The organism is Paenibacillus sp. sgz302191 (assembly GCF_057749925.1).
On sequence record NZ_JBYLHY010000023.1, the window covers coordinates 1 to 14799 of the forward strand.

13 protein-coding genes and 1 riboswitch are annotated in these 14799 nt (G+C 50.4%); of the genes, 7 read left to right on the top strand and 6 right to left on the bottom strand.

Features of this window, described 5'->3' with window-relative positions; translation table 11 throughout:
* Positions 1-819: 819 nt before the first annotated feature.
* The 5 genes from AC3G2T_RS26500 to AC3G2T_RS26520 all read right to left on the bottom strand — a co-directional run bounded on the left by AC3G2T_RS26500 (position 820) and on the right by AC3G2T_RS26520 (position 4648).
* Positions 820-1665 carry an IS110 family RNA-guided transposase gene (locus AC3G2T_RS26500; RefSeq protein WP_488437542.1) on the bottom strand — a complete coding sequence of 282 codons (846 nt, stop codon included), beginning with the start codon at positions 1663-1665 and terminating at the stop codon, positions 820-822.
* Complete coding sequence (locus AC3G2T_RS26505; RefSeq protein WP_488437547.1) at positions 1571-1942, bottom strand: hypothetical protein; 372 nt, start codon at positions 1940-1942, stop codon at positions 1571-1573. The genes AC3G2T_RS26500 and AC3G2T_RS26505 overlap by 95 nt, the downstream gene beginning before the upstream one ends.
* 188 nt (positions 1943-2130) lie before the next feature.
* Positions 2131-3072, bottom strand: coding sequence for an SDR family NAD(P)-dependent oxidoreductase (locus tag AC3G2T_RS26510; RefSeq protein WP_474683544.1), 942 nt, complete (start codon positions 3070-3072; stop codon positions 2131-2133).
* Between the two features lie 53 nt (positions 3073-3125).
* Positions 3126-3692, bottom strand: coding sequence for a TetR/AcrR family transcriptional regulator (locus AC3G2T_RS26515; protein ID WP_474683545.1), 567 nt, complete (start codon positions 3690-3692; stop codon positions 3126-3128).
* A gap of 344 nt (positions 3693-4036) precedes the next feature.
* Positions 4037-4648 carry a TetR/AcrR family transcriptional regulator gene (locus AC3G2T_RS26520; protein WP_488437472.1) on the bottom strand — a complete coding sequence of 204 codons (612 nt, stop codon included), beginning with the start codon at positions 4646-4648 and terminating at the stop codon, positions 4037-4039.
* 160 nt (positions 4649-4808) lie between these two features.
* Here AC3G2T_RS26520 and AC3G2T_RS26525 point away from each other — a divergent pair, with 160 nt between their 5' ends.
* The 6 genes from AC3G2T_RS26525 (at position 4809) to AC3G2T_RS26550 (ending at position 10246) form a co-directional block, all read left to right on the top strand.
* A complete protein-coding gene (locus tag AC3G2T_RS26525) occupies positions 4809-5699 on the top strand; it encodes a ketopantoate reductase family protein (protein WP_488437473.1) in 891 nt (296 codons plus the stop codon).
* 737 nt (positions 5700-6436) lie between these two features.
* A complete protein-coding gene (locus AC3G2T_RS26530; protein WP_488437474.1) occupies positions 6437-7408 on the top strand; it encodes an NAD(P)/FAD-dependent oxidoreductase in 972 nt (323 codons plus the stop codon).
* A gap of 25 nt (positions 7409-7433) precedes the next feature.
* Positions 7434-7673: a glutaredoxin family protein gene (locus AC3G2T_RS26535; protein ID WP_474683549.1), complete on the top strand. Its 240-nt coding sequence runs from the start codon at positions 7434-7436 to the stop codon at positions 7671-7673.
* A 29-nt stretch (positions 7674-7702) separates the two neighbouring features.
* Positions 7703-8266, top strand: a complete 564-nt coding sequence (locus tag AC3G2T_RS26540) for a peroxiredoxin (RefSeq protein WP_474683550.1) — start codon at positions 7703-7705, stop codon at positions 8264-8266.
* 258 nt (positions 8267-8524) lie between these two features.
* Complete coding sequence (locus AC3G2T_RS26545; RefSeq protein WP_474683551.1) at positions 8525-8788, top strand: hypothetical protein; 264 nt, start codon at positions 8525-8527, stop codon at positions 8786-8788.
* A gap of 681 nt (positions 8789-9469) precedes the next feature.
* Entirely contained in the window at positions 9470-10246 is a 777-nt protein-coding gene (locus AC3G2T_RS26550; RefSeq protein WP_488437475.1) for a class I SAM-dependent methyltransferase, read from the top strand.
* Between the two features lie 429 nt (positions 10247-10675).
* Here the strand turns inward: AC3G2T_RS26550 and AC3G2T_RS26555 are convergent, their stop codons facing one another.
* The gene (locus AC3G2T_RS26555; protein ID WP_474683553.1) at positions 10676-10972 is read right to left on the bottom strand and encodes a hypothetical protein; all 297 of its coding nucleotides are present in this window, start codon (positions 10970-10972) and stop codon (positions 10676-10678) included.
* Between the two features lie 9 nt (positions 10973-10981).
* Positions 10982-11165: riboswitch (cyclic di-AMP (ydaO/yuaA leader) on the bottom strand.
* Between the two features lie 486 nt (positions 11166-11651).
* Here AC3G2T_RS26555 and AC3G2T_RS26560 point away from each other — a divergent pair.
* Positions 11652-14762 carry a beta-galactosidase gene (locus tag AC3G2T_RS26560; RefSeq protein WP_488437476.1) on the top strand — a complete coding sequence of 1037 codons (3111 nt, stop codon included), beginning with the start codon at positions 11652-11654 and terminating at the stop codon, positions 14760-14762.
* The last annotated feature ends 37 nt before the right edge of the window (positions 14763-14799 follow it).

Below are 14799 nucleotides of genomic sequence, written 5' to 3' on the forward strand. Positions count from 1 at the left end.
GTTTTCTGTTATAGTTGCCATGAGTAGGGTTCCTTTCTTGGTGACTTTAGCCATCCCGAGAATACCCTACTTTTTTGCTGTCTGGAAGACTCCAGATCTTGGTACACAAACTATTGTACGCCATCCTGTGAGATGGCTTTAAACGGTTTTTTTGTTGTTTTTCTTTAACATCAAACCCAATAATCGACTCTTCACGGAAAAAACGTGACTTTTTCAGTGGCCTCCAGAAATGTGGGGTTCTTTGTTAATAATTATCACTTTATATGAAAAATCACAGCTTGAACTTCGAATTCTAAAGGTGCGAAAGGATGGGATGTTCGACCGTTGAAGGATTGGATAGTCTGTTGCGAAATGAAACACCTCGAATCGGAATGTGGTTGGACTCATCTGAATTGACCCCTGAAGAAACTGTTAATGAAATTATAACAAGATTGCAAGATGAGGCACTTCTAAAATTAAGAGATTGAACTGACTGATATGAACGAGGCGGTCAATACCTCTTTTAATAAATCAGTGTCATTTTATTTTTAACTCGGGAAAATCCATTTTTAACAAGGTGTGTTAAGGTTTAAAAAGCTTTTAAAACCTTGGCACGAAGGCAAAGACGTTGACGGTGGTTAACAGTCTGATATGCGCGGGTTGGGTACCGCATTTCAATCCATCCGTCGCGGAGCTGCCTCTGACTAACGGCGCACGTTCGGCTATCAATCAGTGCCTAGTGCATAGTTCAACATGAGGGTTCTCCTTACCGGGGTTTTGCCTCCGAGCCAAAGTTTCAAATTCTCCTTTTCAATACCAAAAAGTTCTTTTGAATAACAACTATGCAAGCAAAGCTTCAGACTGTTTCTTTTCGATCTCACAGCCAATAGCCCAAATGAACCCAATGAGTTCCCTGGCAACAGCCACGGCAGCTTTTTTTCCAGCATTCCCTCGAGACGTAATCAGATGATATTTCTGATGCAACCGGTGTTGAGCTTTCCAGGCAATACGCTTGGCCTCAGAGTCTAGTCCTTCCTGACGAGCACGGAGTTGTCCTTTTAAAGAAGGGGAGTGACGATAGGCCCAAGCGGATTCTACGATGACATGACGAATGTGAGCATTCCCAACTTTGGTGATAGATCCTTGCCAACGACTTGCTCCACTTGAATATTCTTTAGGAACAAGTCCGGCGTACGACATTAATTGCCTGGGACTTGAAAAACGAGAGAATTGTCCGATTTCCGCTACTAACGTGGTCGCGGTCACTTCTGCTACTCCACGCATGGTTTGAAGAGCTTGGATAACAGGCGCATGAACACTACTCGTTGCTTGTTCATGAATTTCAGATTCGATGCGCTTCACTCGGTCCATCGCTTCATCAATGGCATGAAGATACTCTTGAAATACGATTCGTAATGATGATTTTTCAAAACGAAGACTGTCCAGCCACTCTCTGTGCTTAACAGACCAATTCCGTGTTCCTTTTACCGGGCGTAGATCATGGCGAAGCAAAAATTGGACAAGGCGAAGTCGAGCTCGGTGTAAATCTTCCTTAGCGTCATGACGAGCGCGAACCAAGTCTCTCAAAGCCTCATGGTCTTCGTCGGGAGTCCAAACAGGTGTAAGTTCGCCAGCTCGAAGAAGCTGTGCGAGCCTTAATGCATCTCTTCGGTCCGTTTTGTTGATCTCCCGCGCGTCGTGGAATAAGGGTTGGTGCAACAACTATACAGTCAATACCGAGAGAAAGCAGAAATCTGAAAAGGCCATACCCAGTTGGTCCTGCTTCGTAGCAAACATACAAATGTTCAGGAGAGCCTATTTTTTTCATGAGCTTGCGGATAGCTTCAGGAGTGTGTGGGATGTTTCCGAGAAAACGTGGTTCACCACGTCCAGTATCTGCGACAGCAACAGAAATTGAATCTTTTGATACGTCTAAACCAACATATTTTGTGTAATCCTTCATAATAGCGGCTCCTTTCGAATGTAGCTCTGCATTTGGTTTTAAGTAGAATCCACTACACATTCTAACCAAAAGCAACCTACGTTAGGCGAATGAGGGGCCGCCTCGTTCATTATGACTAACGGGTACAATAGCTCAATAAAGGCCGCCGATCCAGTCGGCGGCCTTTTCTCAACTAACATGCGAATATTTTAACCCATGCGGACTGTGGCAAGCAGCTTTCGAGTCTCGTCTACGACTCGTTCGCTGAACTGCACGTCACGTGCCTGTGCCGAGGCAAGCATAGGCTTTCCATTCTCGTCGTAGTACACTCCGGTCGCATCGGACGTGTCGGTTAGAACCTTGGTAATAACGCGAGCGGCTCGCTTCGGGGTGCTCCAGTACTTGATTAAAGGGGCTAGTGGAGACATCACATACTTCGCGATAAACTGAAGAACGGCATTCGCGTCGCGGCCAAGACCGGTGCCGGGGTTGAAACCCGGCTCGACGGCGTTGAATCGCAGACGCGGTATCTCACGCGTGAATGCGAAAACCGTCGCAAGATTGCACTGCTTTGAGGTTGCATAGGCGTCATATCCCAGCTTCGAAGAACCGCCGGGTTCCCATTCGCCTCGTGCGCTTGACTCGGCGGAGATGTAACGCCCACCGCGGAAGCCAGCAACAACAGCGGGCTTTCGCTGAGGATCCTCAACGCCCGAACAGGTGAACACGACATTTGCACCGTCTGGCAGATGTGGGATTAGCGCCTCCGTGAATACGAACGGTCCAAGGTGATTTGTCGCGAAAGCGAGGTCCCAACCCTGCGCACTCCGGCCGCCCCTCATCGGCATAATACCCGCATTGTTCGCTAGACCGGCGATCGGAAGCTTGAGCGCGACGATCTCAGCAGCAGCTCGGTGAACACTTTTGATGTCGGCGAAGTCGCAGACGACTGACAAAGCGTGACCGCCGGGCAAGGCGTTGATCTCAGCTTTGACTTCGCTGAGCTTATTAGGGTCACGCCCGACTAACACAACGGTGCCGTGTTTGGCGAGCTCGAGCGCGGTGCGACGGCCAATGCCGGACGTAGGGCCGGTGATGACCCATGCTTGTGTGGTGCGGGCAGTTCTTTTCATAATGGTTTCCTTTTTCATTTCAATTCCTCCTTAAATGTATGACTAGTCAGTCATTATGTGGTTAAAAAAATTTAAGTAAGTATTCGCCAAAAGGCTTCGAATCCAGCCATACAATGTTTGTCTGCGTTGGCCGGGTCAATAAGCATGTAGTTGATTGTCGCTTCCGCTAACCCGGTCATGAGGGCAGCTATGAATCCTATCGGTGCTTCGCGCATGGGCCCATTTTCACTGCTCCGTTTCAGAAGCTCTCTCATTCCGGTGAGCGCCAGACTCGCAGTCTGGTGGCTCTCTTTTGTGATTTCGTCTGATATGCTCAGAAGCTCGAGTGTCCGGCGCTTTTCTGGATAGGACGTTGCCCAGTGTAGCCAATGGGACCACATATGAAGCGCCTGCATGCGGACATCGCTCTCCATCGGAAGTTCGCCTAAGGAAACTTCAGCCATCTCAGCCTTTAGTTCTAAGTAGAGATGGTTCAACAAATGGGTCTTCGTTTCGTAGTAGGTGAAAAGTGAGCCGTTAGAGACGCCAGCCTCTTTCGCGATTGTTGCCGTTGCTGCGCCCAATCCTTTGGAGGCAATAACGCGAATCGCTGCCGACATAATAGCGTTTTGTCTGTCTTCGCTTTTTGGTCTGGCCATGCTTAACCTCCTTTTATTGGTATTTTATTAAAAAGTGACTAGTCAGTCAATACCTAATTTATTTTGTTATCAATGAGCTGTATCGACTTGTATTTCTAGAGACGTTTTTTGAACTAACGGGTACGATAGTTAAACATAAAGGGTTCCACATATTAGTCATGTACAATATGTAGAACTCTTTATTTTATCTGACTTTTTTATATTTAGCTCTTGATAAACTCAGAAAATTAAGTTGTAGACTGGCGAGCCTGCGACACGGCTTCGTGCAGCTCTAGGATCTGGCCGGCGAGTTCGTATAACTAAAGTGTTCGACTGATAAATAAAATATTAGGCTAACGTAAGCGTTAACCTAAAGGCGCAGTCGGCGAATCGTTTATATATTCATCGCAACTGCTATACAGCCCCAGACCATTCATTACATAAGGACGAACAATATCTATAAGTAAATCGGTTCGATTATTTTCCCCAACAGTTAACCAATAATGCGCAGCGCCATAGATCGCTGAGCCTGTCATAGCCGAAATGATCTTTGTACGGTGGTGGTCTGTATATTGCCCTTTCGAAAAAATGCTTTCTATTATTTGCTGCAACATCTTCTTTACCTTTTCATCCACAAGCGCAGCAATCGATTTGGAATCCATTCTGCATATCTGGTAAAAATCTACAATGTAGTGGTGTGTCAGCAAGATCAAATGGTCACATATTTCAACTGTAAACTCCGGTGCATTCATCACTTGCTCGGGAATCATCTCACGAAAAACCTGTTCTGTGATTTCTTCAAGCAAAGCATATTTATCTTCATAATGGGCATAAAAGGTGGCGCGGTTAATGGTGGCTTTCTGTGCGATATCCTTTATGGCTATTGCATCAAATTCTTTACTCCGCAACAAATCTCTGAATGCTTCCCTTATTAACTGTCGTGTGCGCAAAACCCTTGGATCTTGCAGATTTACCATATCCATATCCCCTTCTAAAACATCAAATTTCACATTGTGTTGTCTATGCAACTTTCCACTGAATCTGCCTGTTGTATTCATACAAATTCAGTAATATTATTGTACCAGACAGATGTTGCTTAAACAATTTGTGACGATTTTTCCGAAAGGAAGGAACATAATGAACACAAAACAAAATAGACTTTTAATATTTGGTGCTGGTGTGATTGGTAGTGTATATGCTCTCCGATTTGCACAGTACGGACTGGACGTAACAATGCTGGCACGAGGAAAGAGACTGGATGCACTGAAAAGGAACGGACTGCGATACAACGATAATGGAACAATGAAGCAAATATCGATCAAAACGATAGAAAAGCTTGATAACGACGACATTTATGATTTTATTTTTGTTCCAGTACGATATGATCAGGCCGAATATGCCCTAACTGTGATCAAGAATAATCAGAGCAAATCCATTGTCACCTTGACCAACACCATTGGATATGACAGCTGGCTTGAAATCGTGGGCGACCGGTTACTCCCAGGATTCCCGGGTGCGGGTGGAGACATCAAAGAGGATGTTCTATATGCCCAATTCGGCTCCGAAAAACATCAAGGGACCATTTTTGGTGAAATAAATGGACTGACTACCGAAAGAGTGAAAGAGCTTGCCAAAATATTTGAATCGGTGGATTTACATTATGAAATTCAAAAAGACATTCAGGCATTCCATATTTCACATACTGCATTGGCTATCGTCAACAAGCATTTCTATACGAATGACGGAATGGTGGATTTAGAATCAGCAAGGAGTGTAAGCACTCTAAGCAAGATCGCCGCAGATATTAAACAAAACATTAACCGGGTAGAGCAAGCCGGTATTCCGGTAATCCCACCCGAAACGAAGGCATTGGGGGAATTGCCCGAAAACGATATTATTTCCCGTTACCACCAGATGCTGAGCAATGACTTTATTATTGATGTAAAGCTTGGGAACCATGCCGTCAGCCAAAAAGCAGAAATAATGTTATTAGATGAAATGTTTCATAAAAAGATATCTATACGGTGATGACATCACCGTAGACTAAACATAGGACTGCAAAACGGATACTGATATAACCATAGTGTCATCTAAGATAAATGTGCTATACAAATTACGATCTTAAAAAACAAAGAGAGTTTATAAAAAAGGTTTGTAACTCATCGTATTTAGGCAGAAAACCCTATGATCACTTTAGTAAATACTTTAAATATTGTGAGGAATGCTTGAAATATCACTTTCATAGTATTTTTCATCAACTAAGGGTTTTGAATAAATGCCCTTTCCACGGGATAAGTTTAAGGGACACATGTATAAGGTGTAACAAGACACAGATGTACTATTTTAGGTATGGCGATCATTATCGATGCTATTGTGGTTATAGTTTTATAACTGAAAATAGTAGTGTCAGAACAATTTGGACAAATTGGGATAGGGAATTCGAAATAAAGATAGATTTGTTTATTTGGAGATATATATGATTGATTAGATAGATCGTCTTTGAATTATGTGCAAAATGTAGGGGGCGTTGTGTCAATTGGGGTGGAAAATTAAGTAGATCGTTGAATTACTGAGTTGAGTTACTGTGCATATTCGAGTGGTTTTCATGTCGTTAATGAGGAGATTTTCTTGTCGTTGTACTTCAACCTACAGTTATGTAGGAACATTTGTGTCGTTAGAATAAATTATAATAATTCTAAATTAGTATTGACTTTAATTTATTTTTATTTATAATCATTATTAAGTGATATGAGTTATCAGTTGAAATGAATGAAACAAAAAGGCGATGGATTTTGGAGAAAGGGAGTGACGTTATGTACGATGTCATTATTATCGGGGCGGGTCCGGCAGGGGCTTCGGCGGCCATTTATACGGCAAGGGGGAACCTGAAGACGCTCGTCATCGACAAAGCTCCGAATACGGGGGCGCTTGCCATCACGCATAAAATTGCGAATTACCCGGGTGCGCCTGGGGAAATGACGGGAAAACAACTGCTCGATACGATGCGCGATCAGGCCAAAGGCTTCGGCGCGGAGTTCGTGCAGACGACGATTACCGCCGTCGATGTGGAAGGTGAAACGAAGTATGTGTTTACCGCAGACGGGACGTTCGAAGGAAAGTCGGTGATCGTAGCTACCGGCTCGAAGGGGCGCAACCGGATGCTTCCCGGCGAGGAAGATTTGCTCGGCCGCGGCGTAAGCACATGCGCTACGTGCGACGGCGCTTTTTTCACGGGCAAGACGGTCGCTGTCATCGGCGACTCGGAGGAAGCGTTGGAAGAGGCGCATGCGCTGACCAAATTTGCCGAGAAAATCTTTTTTGTCATCCCGCGGCCTGAACTGCAAGGTGTCGATCATCTGCCTGAGCTGCCGGGTACCGAGCTTCTTTTTAAAACGAGAGCTTTGGAAGTCATCGGCGACAATCAGGTAACGGGCCTCAAAATCCGCTCGGCCGCAGGCCAGGAAGAAGTTTTGCCGGTTGACGGCGTGTTTGTTTTCCTATCGGGCAGCAAGCCCGGCACCGACTTTTTGCAGGAGCAGGTTCCGCTGGATGAGGAAGGCTTCATGATCGTCGACAGCTTCATGCAGTCTTCCGTAGCCGGTGTGTTCGGGGCCGGAGAAGTAAGACGCTCACCCGTGAAACAAGCGGTCGTTGCCGCTGCGGACGGAGCGATTGCCGCGATTTCGGTCGATAAATTCATTAACAAACGGGCTCAATTGATCCCGCAATATAAATAACCTACTGACAAGGAGATGGATACCAATGTCCAACGTTATCGTCTATTCCAGCACCAACTGCCCTTATTGCCAACAGCTTAAAAAATATTTAACCGAGCAAAATGTCGCTTACGAAGAAAGAAATATCGATCTTAACGATCAATACGGCCAAGAGCTGCACGACATGGGCATGATGTCCTTGCCGGTTACGGTGATCGGAGAGCACAAAATTTTGGGCATGAACGTCACCCGGCTGAAAAAAGCGTTAGCTGAAGTCACCGCATAAAACAATCCAATTCGAGAGGAGCAAACAACATGACACAAACTATTGTACAAGCCAGTGAAACCGCCAAAATCGGTCTGCCCGCCCCGTCCTTCAACCTGCTGTCGACGAAAAATATGGAAACTTTGGAGGAATCCATTTCGCTTGAGGATTACAGAGGAAAGTGGCTGGTCTTCTTCTTCTGGCCGTTCGACTTTACTTACGTATGTCCAACGGAAATTACGGCATTCAGCGACAGCTACGCGCAATTCCTCGATTTTGATTGCGAGATCGTAGGCGCGTCCGTCGACAGCGTCTATACGCACAGAGCGTGGACGCAAACGCCGCGCGAGCAAAATGGCATCGGTCCGGTGAGCTTCCCGCTGGTCAGCGACTTTTCCAAAGAGACGGCAAAAGCTTACGGAGTGCTTGACGAGGCTACGGGCGCGGCGCACCGCGGACTGTTCATTATCGATCCGGAAGGCATTCTCCGCTACCAGGTAGTGACGGACATGAACGTCGGCCGCAGCGTGGAAGAAACGCTGCGCGTGCTTCAAGCTTTGCAGGCAGGGGGCTTGTGCCCGGCAAACTGGAAGCCAGGGGATAAAACGCTGTAATACGTTTTCGCTTTGACAACGAAAGTATCGCTTGCATGGAGCCTTGACCGTTTTTGCGGTTGAGGCTTTTTTTTAACCGATTAAACCTGCCTCTAAACGCGGCCCTCACATTTTCGAAAAACACCGATAGAGGTTTATCCCATTTGAAGTATAATAGTAACACCAAGACTCCCGTACCGATGGCGCGGCTCGTCCGGGTGATGAAATCATTTCAGGGCAGGGCGGTCGTTTGGGAGAAACGGGACAGGAGGCAAGAGGATGCAGTCTATTTCGGATAAACTTTTTATGGGTTCGTTGATTTTGTTGATGATTTCCGTGGTAGTCAGCGGGATCGGCTTCCAATTTATCAATTGGCGCACCCAGATTTCGGACGAGACGGAGGGAGAAACCGGCGAAAGCGGCTCGCGCAAAAAAACGGTCATCGACCGGCAGGACAAAAGCCTGCGTAGACTGGCCCGCTCTTATTTATTTTGGATCTCCCTCGGGGGTGTGGCGATTTCGATCGTCCTGTCTTATTTGTGAAGCGTAGAGGCTAGAGGCAGTTCCCGTCTTGATCGGGCCTGCTTGCGGCTGAAGCAGTAGTGGGTTACAATAACGCAAGTTCGCGGCCAAACAAATTGTAACGAACCATACAAGTCTTAAACGTGCTCCCAGAAGGCTTTTCAGCATGTAACGCACCGAGGCAGCCTTATTTCGTGGGAAAACCACCCGAATGAACGATGGAGGAGCTTAACAACGACGCTCAGGTTCGTTACAACGCAGCCGCGAAGAAATAAAGGCGAATAACGCTCGCCCTGAATGACCGTTTTTTGCGAACGTTCAACTGGGAAATGCTAATAACGCTAGACCAGCTCCTAGACCAGTTCGTCAGTGCCGGGAACTTACGGATCATAGTACAGACTAACTGGTCGTCCTGAATGAACGTTATTTTCGTAGCGTTCAACCAGGAGTCTGTCGGGCGGAGTTGCTTTTGTGCGGACTTAATGAACAAAACTGCATATATGCCGCTAGCGCTGGGTAGAAACCGCCAACTCGCTTGCACATACCTTCTACCGAGTTCGTCGGATAGACTTCTCGAACACTTATAGGTTTTATCTATGAAAATAAGAGTTATTATATATTAGTAATTATAAGTGTGGCGAGTATAATAAAACCAACTAACGTTAGCCAGCCTAGTATGCACAAGAAAGCAGGGATGATTCCATGACAGAAGAACAAGCCGCGAAAAATTGGAATGCCGCGCAGTATGATGCCAACATGAGCTTTGTCTCCGGCTACGGCCAAACCGCGCTGGCGCTGCTGGCGCCGCAGCGCGGAGAACGCATCCTCGACCTCGGATGCGGCACGGGAGACCTTGCCGCCGAGCTGGCGCGGCTCGGCGCAGAACCCGCGGGCATCGACTTCTCCGAGTCGATGATCGCGCAGGCCCGGGCCAAATACCCGGGCCTGGAATTCACGGTGGCGGACGCGACCGCCTACCGCAGCCCGCGCCGCTTCGACGGCGTCTTCTCCAATGCTGCGCTGCATTGGATCAAGCCGCCGGAAGCGGCGGTGGAAACCGTCCGGCTCGCGCTGCGGACGGGCGGGCGCTTTGCCGCCGAATTTGGCGGCAAGGGCAATATCGCCGCGATCACAGAGGCGATCGCGGAGGCACTGCAAGGCCTGGGCATCGATGCCCAGGCGCGGAATCCGTGGTATTTCCCGAGTATCGGGGAATATACCACGCTGCTGGAGGCGCACGGCTTCCGCGTTGCTTGCGCCGAGCATTTTGCCCGCCCGACGGCGCTTTCGGGCGGGGAGCAAGGCATGCGGCTTTGGATCGACACCTTCGCCGACTTCTTCTTTGACGGCCTCGCGGACGACGTCAAAGAAACGGCTCTGCGCCGCGCCGAGGAGCGGCTGCGTCCGCGGCTCTACGCGAACGGCGCCTGGAGCGCGGACTATGTACGGGTTCGCGTACTGGCCGTTCGCGAGTCCTAAGGGTGACAGGGGCGCCAAAGTTCCAACGATATGTTCTGCACGTTCTACACACCACCATTCAAAACAGCGTCCCAACCCAATTGGCATCGCAAAGCCGGCAAAAATACATCTTTTTGCTCCACGCTGCCCGTGCAGGGGGAAAATTCCTGCAAATCTGCAGGTTTTTTCGCTAAAACCGGGGCTCGGCCCTGTTAGGAGCGGGAATTCCTGCACAATTGCAGGTTTTTCCTCCGAACGGGTCGTTTTAAGCGAAAAAGCCTGTACTTTTGCAGGCTTTCAGCTCGTTGCCAATGACCCGCCAGCTCTAGCGGGCGGTCTGAACTTCCGCGGTTTGTCAACTGCCACGCCATGCCGCGCCGCACCATACCGCAAACAAACCTCCAGCCTCGCCGGTTAAGCGGGACTGGAGGTTTTTGCGCTCTTTTCAACTTACTCCACACCGTCGACAAAGTGCTTTTTATAGTTTTTGTCGCCTTTGTGCTGGAGATCTTCGATTGTCCATTCCAGTGTTGCGAGCAGATGGTCTTTCATGTTCCGGATCGTCTCGTAAAAGGCCGATTCAACTTCGCCGTTTTGCTTGATGCCGGCAATGGCTTGTGCGGCGACGAGCTTGCGGTGGTGGTCTTCGAATTGATCCAGCGCTTCAATGACGTGTTTGGCGTACAGCGCAATATCTTTATTTTTCTCGGGTACCATTTGTTCCAATTGATGAAGTTTGCTAAACATCGCGCATCCGTCCTCTCTCCATTGCGTTGACGAGGTTAGCTGCCGGATTCGGGCCGTGAGAGTTGCCCTACCTGGGGTTAGCCAGGATTCACCCCGTATGCCGCCGGCTGGCGCTTGCCTCTCACGGATACAAGCACGCCTTTGGCATGTGTCGGTTCCCCCGTTCCCTTGCGGGATTAAACGATCCGATCCGCCGCATTGCGGCAGTCGGATAATTGAATGATACGCCTGAGGCGGAAGAAAGTAAAACCGCAAAAACGCGTTTTTTTGCCCGATTTTTGCCGCTAGCGGATGAAAGCAACGTTTACTTGATCTGTTTTCATATCTTATGGCGCTGCCGCTCGCGATGGGACGCTAATGCTGCTGCGCGCAGCTCCCGGCGCGCGGTGTTGCGCTGCATGACGGCGGTCGGTCGACCATATGGTGCATGGAGCTGCTGAGCTAGTCCGGTACGGAACGGATCGAGGTTTGCGGGTGAATTTACAGCAAAAAGACAGACGTGGATTGTCCGTTATGATAACAAAATAACAAAAAAACGGAAGTGAACGTTGTTTTGGCAAAAAATCATTGACCTTCCTGCGAAAAGTGATTACATTATGTACATAACGATTATTTGTTAGGCTAACAATAATAACATCGGAGGCGCGCTTTGAGCGGCGTACCTATGGAGGATGAACTTATGAGCCAATTGGTTATTTTTTACGATCCTGACTTTCCTTATGAAGGAGTCCGCCCGGAGCGCGTGCAGTTGGAGGAGCTTGCCGGTGCGGGACGCCTGGTTGCCGCTGCTGAGCTGGCGCAAGCTTTGGAGGGGGCGGAAGGGTTCGTTCATCTGCACGGCAAATATTTTCCGAAAGATGCGTGGACGGCGATTGAAAGTTTAGCCGGCAGGGGCAAAGGGATCGTCCATGTAGGCAGCGTGCCGTTCAAGGTGCCTGTCTATCGCGGCGAAAACGGCTGGCAGCAGGAAGCCGAGCAAACGGTTTACCATCAGAAGCTGCATATTCACGAAGCGCTGCCTGTCGATCCTGCTCCAATTGCGCGGTATGCGGCGCACGACGAGCTGCCGCTGCTGGCAGGCCGCGAATCGCTCATTGCGGTGCAGCCGACCGTCGGTCTTGCTTTGCACGTTACGCGTTCGGACGATCATCCGGGCCAGATCGGTTCCAGCGGACCTATGGATGCGCATATGATTCCGCTTTTAAAAGGGATCTCGGCAGAAGGCCGCGAAGTCGCCGCCCCAGTCGTTCTGATCGAAAACACGAAGGGCGTTTTTGCCGGCGGGCGCTGGGTTTTGGCGAACCTGCTGACGGATAGCGCCTTCTGGTCGCAAGGCGGTGCTTCGCTGATCGCCGATCTGGCCGCATTTGTCCAAAGAGGCGTTACGGAAATTTGGTTCAAGCCCAACTATGCTTGCTACGATCCGGGGGATCGGGCTGCGCTGACCGTGCAGCTGCAAACTTTGGGGAACCGGGCGGGAGCCCTTTCGGCTTCGGCCAATGCCTCCTGGACGTTCTCGATCAAGGTCGGCAAAGTGGACGGTACCGAACCGGTCTGGTCGGCCGAAGTGCAAATGAACGCTTCCCGCGAGCTTTCGTACCGGCGGTTTCAAGTGCCTGTCGATCTGGAAGCGGGCTATTATACGGCAGAGTGCAAAGCCGTCGCCAATACGGGAGAGGTCCGCTTGTTCCGCCAAGGCTTCTGGGGCTACGATGCGGAGCTTCTCCGCCAGGGAGAGCCGATGTCGGCAGGCCGCGACTATTTTGTGAAGGACGGGCGTCCGCTGCCTGTCGTCGGCATGACTTATATGACCAGCGATGTGGCGCGCAAGTTTTTGTTCCTGCCGAACGTTTCGGTGTGGGACCGAGACATCGCGCAAATGGCGAAGGCGGGCATCAACCTGATCCGCACAGGCATTTGGTCCGCATGGCGTCAGGTGATGTTCGTCGACGGCCATCCTTACGAGGAAGTGCTGCGGGCGATCGACGCTTTCATTCTGACCGCAAAAAGGCACGATATCGAAGTGACGTTCAACTTCTTCGCATTCACGCCGGAGGCGTGGGAAGGCGTAAATCCGTACCTCGACCCGCGCAGCGTCGAAGCGCAGAAAAGGTTCATTGCGGCCGTCGTCTCCAGGCATGCGCAGACTACGAACGTTCATTGGGACTTGATCAACGAGCCTTCCATGTTTAATCCGAACAAGCCGTTTGCCGGCCCTCAGTCCGCTCACGACAAGTTCGAGCACGAGGCTTTTGTGCAGTGGCTGCAGGAGCGCCATGGCAGCATCCGCAAGCTGCAGGAACGGTGGAATATGATACCGGCGGATCTGCCCGATTTTGCAAGCGTACGGCTGCCCGATGCGTCCGAAATGAACATGAATACGACGGAGCAACTGGAGAAAAAAAGCTCGCCGTGGCTGGACTATACGCTCTTCACGATGGATATGCACAACCGCTGGGCCGGTGAGTTGATCGCGACGATCCGCAGCATCAATCCGCGGCAGTTGGCGACGGTCGGACAGGACGAGGGTCTCGGCGCGCAGCGCCCGTCTCCTTTTTTCTACGCCGAGGAAGTTGACTATACGACTGTGCATTCGTGGTGGCTGATGGACCAGCTGGTATGGGACGGCATCTTTACCAAAGCGCCGGATAAACCGAACCTGGTGCAGGAAACCGGCATCATGTACGTGGAAACGGCGGATGGCCGGGCGAAGAGGTCGGAGCTTGAGCTGCGCAACATTTTGGAGCGCAAGTACGCTTATGCGTTCTCGACGGGCGGAGCCGGAGCCGTACAGTGGATCTGGAACATCAACTTTTATATGAACAACATCAATGAGTCGCATATCGGCGCTTTGCGGGCGGACGGGACGGAGAAGCCGGAGGCGGACGTTTCCTACGATTTCGGCGCGTTCATGGGCGGAATCCGCGATTTGTTCGCAGGCAGAAAGCTGGAGGAAATCGTCGCCATCTTCCCTTACTCCAATGATTTCTCGACGAGAAAGCTCGCTTTTGACGCGACGGCCAAGCTGACCCGAACGCTTGCCTATGAAATGAACGTACCGTTCCGTGCGCTTGGCGAGTACCATCTGGATTCGCTGGAGCAGGACCGGCCGAAGCTGATCATCGTGCCGAGCGCGCACAATTTCAGCGATGCCGCGCTGCAGCGGTTGACGGATCATGTTCGTACGCATGGCGGCACACTGCTGTTTACGGGGCCGCTCGGGCTGGACGAATATTGGACGCCTCGCGCAAGGCTTGCGGATGTTGTCGGCGATACCGTGCTGAGCAACGTGCTGCGCGAGGAGCTGATGGAGCTGGAAGGCAAGCTGTATCCGGTATCTTTCGGCGGGGCGCGCATCGCTCAAGCGAATAAAGAGATTCACGCCGCGGCGGCAGGCTCGCAGACCGCCAAGGCCGGCCGCTATGAGCTGGGCCGGGGACAGCTGATCTGGTGTCCGCTGCCAATCGAGCTGAACGAGCGGAGCGAAGCGTTGACAGCACTGTACGCGTACGCCATCCGGGAGGCAGGCGTGGACGCGGAGCTGGAATGGCTGCAAGGCGGCGAGTGGCCGGGTATTTACGGGCGCAAGCTGAGCTTTGACGACGGTGCGCTGTATATTTTCGTATCGGAGTTTGGCGCGGATGCGAATGTTGAGGTAAAAGATCCGGCGACTGGCCGGAGCTACGCTTTTGATCTGGAAAGCGAGCGTGCGGTCATGTTTGCGGCGGACCGGGAAGGCGGCCTTACGGCGGTCTACAGACCGCGCGAAGTAACCATTGACGTCAAATGAGACCTTAACGCCTGCGAATTTCGTTTCTTTGCCGATT

What these genes read in the sequence shown, in the direction of transcription:
- AC3G2T_RS26520 (WP_488437472.1), bottom strand. Translation starts at nt 4,648, where the DNA reads ATGGTAAATCTGCAAGATCCAAGGGTTTTGCGCACACGACAGTTAATA.
- AC3G2T_RS26535 (WP_474683549.1), top strand. Translation starts at nt 7,434, where the DNA reads ATGTCCAACGTTATCGTCTATTCCAGCACCAACTGCCCTTATTGCCAA.
- AC3G2T_RS26545 (WP_474683551.1), top strand. Translation starts at nt 8,525, where the DNA reads ATGCAGTCTATTTCGGATAAACTTTTTATGGGTTCGTTGATTTTGTTG.
- AC3G2T_RS26540 (WP_474683550.1), top strand. Translation starts at nt 7,703, where the DNA reads ATGACACAAACTATTGTACAAGCCAGTGAAACCGCCAAAATCGGTCTG.
- AC3G2T_RS26560 (WP_488437476.1), top strand. Translation starts at nt 11,652, where the DNA reads ATGAGCCAATTGGTTATTTTTTACGATCCTGACTTTCCTTATGAAGGA.
- AC3G2T_RS26525 (WP_488437473.1), top strand. Translation starts at nt 4,809, where the DNA reads ATGAACACAAAACAAAATAGACTTTTAATATTTGGTGCTGGTGTGATT.
- AC3G2T_RS26505 (WP_488437547.1), bottom strand. Translation starts at nt 1,942, where the DNA reads ATGAAGGATTACACAAAATATGTTGGTTTAGACGTATCAAAAGATTCA.
- AC3G2T_RS26550 (WP_488437475.1), top strand. Translation starts at nt 9,470, where the DNA reads ATGACAGAAGAACAAGCCGCGAAAAATTGGAATGCCGCGCAGTATGAT.
- AC3G2T_RS26515 (WP_474683545.1), bottom strand. Translation starts at nt 3,692, where the DNA reads ATGGCCAGACCAAAAAGCGAAGACAGACAAAACGCTATTATGTCGGCA.
- AC3G2T_RS26510 (WP_474683544.1), bottom strand. Translation starts at nt 3,072, where the DNA reads ATGAAAAAGGAAACCATTATGAAAAGAACTGCCCGCACCACACAAGCA.
- AC3G2T_RS26555 (WP_474683553.1), bottom strand. Translation starts at nt 10,972, where the DNA reads ATGTTTAGCAAACTTCATCAATTGGAACAAATGGTACCCGAGAAAAAT.
- AC3G2T_RS26530 (WP_488437474.1), top strand. Translation starts at nt 6,437, where the DNA reads ATGAATGAAACAAAAAGGCGATGGATTTTGGAGAAAGGGAGTGACGTT.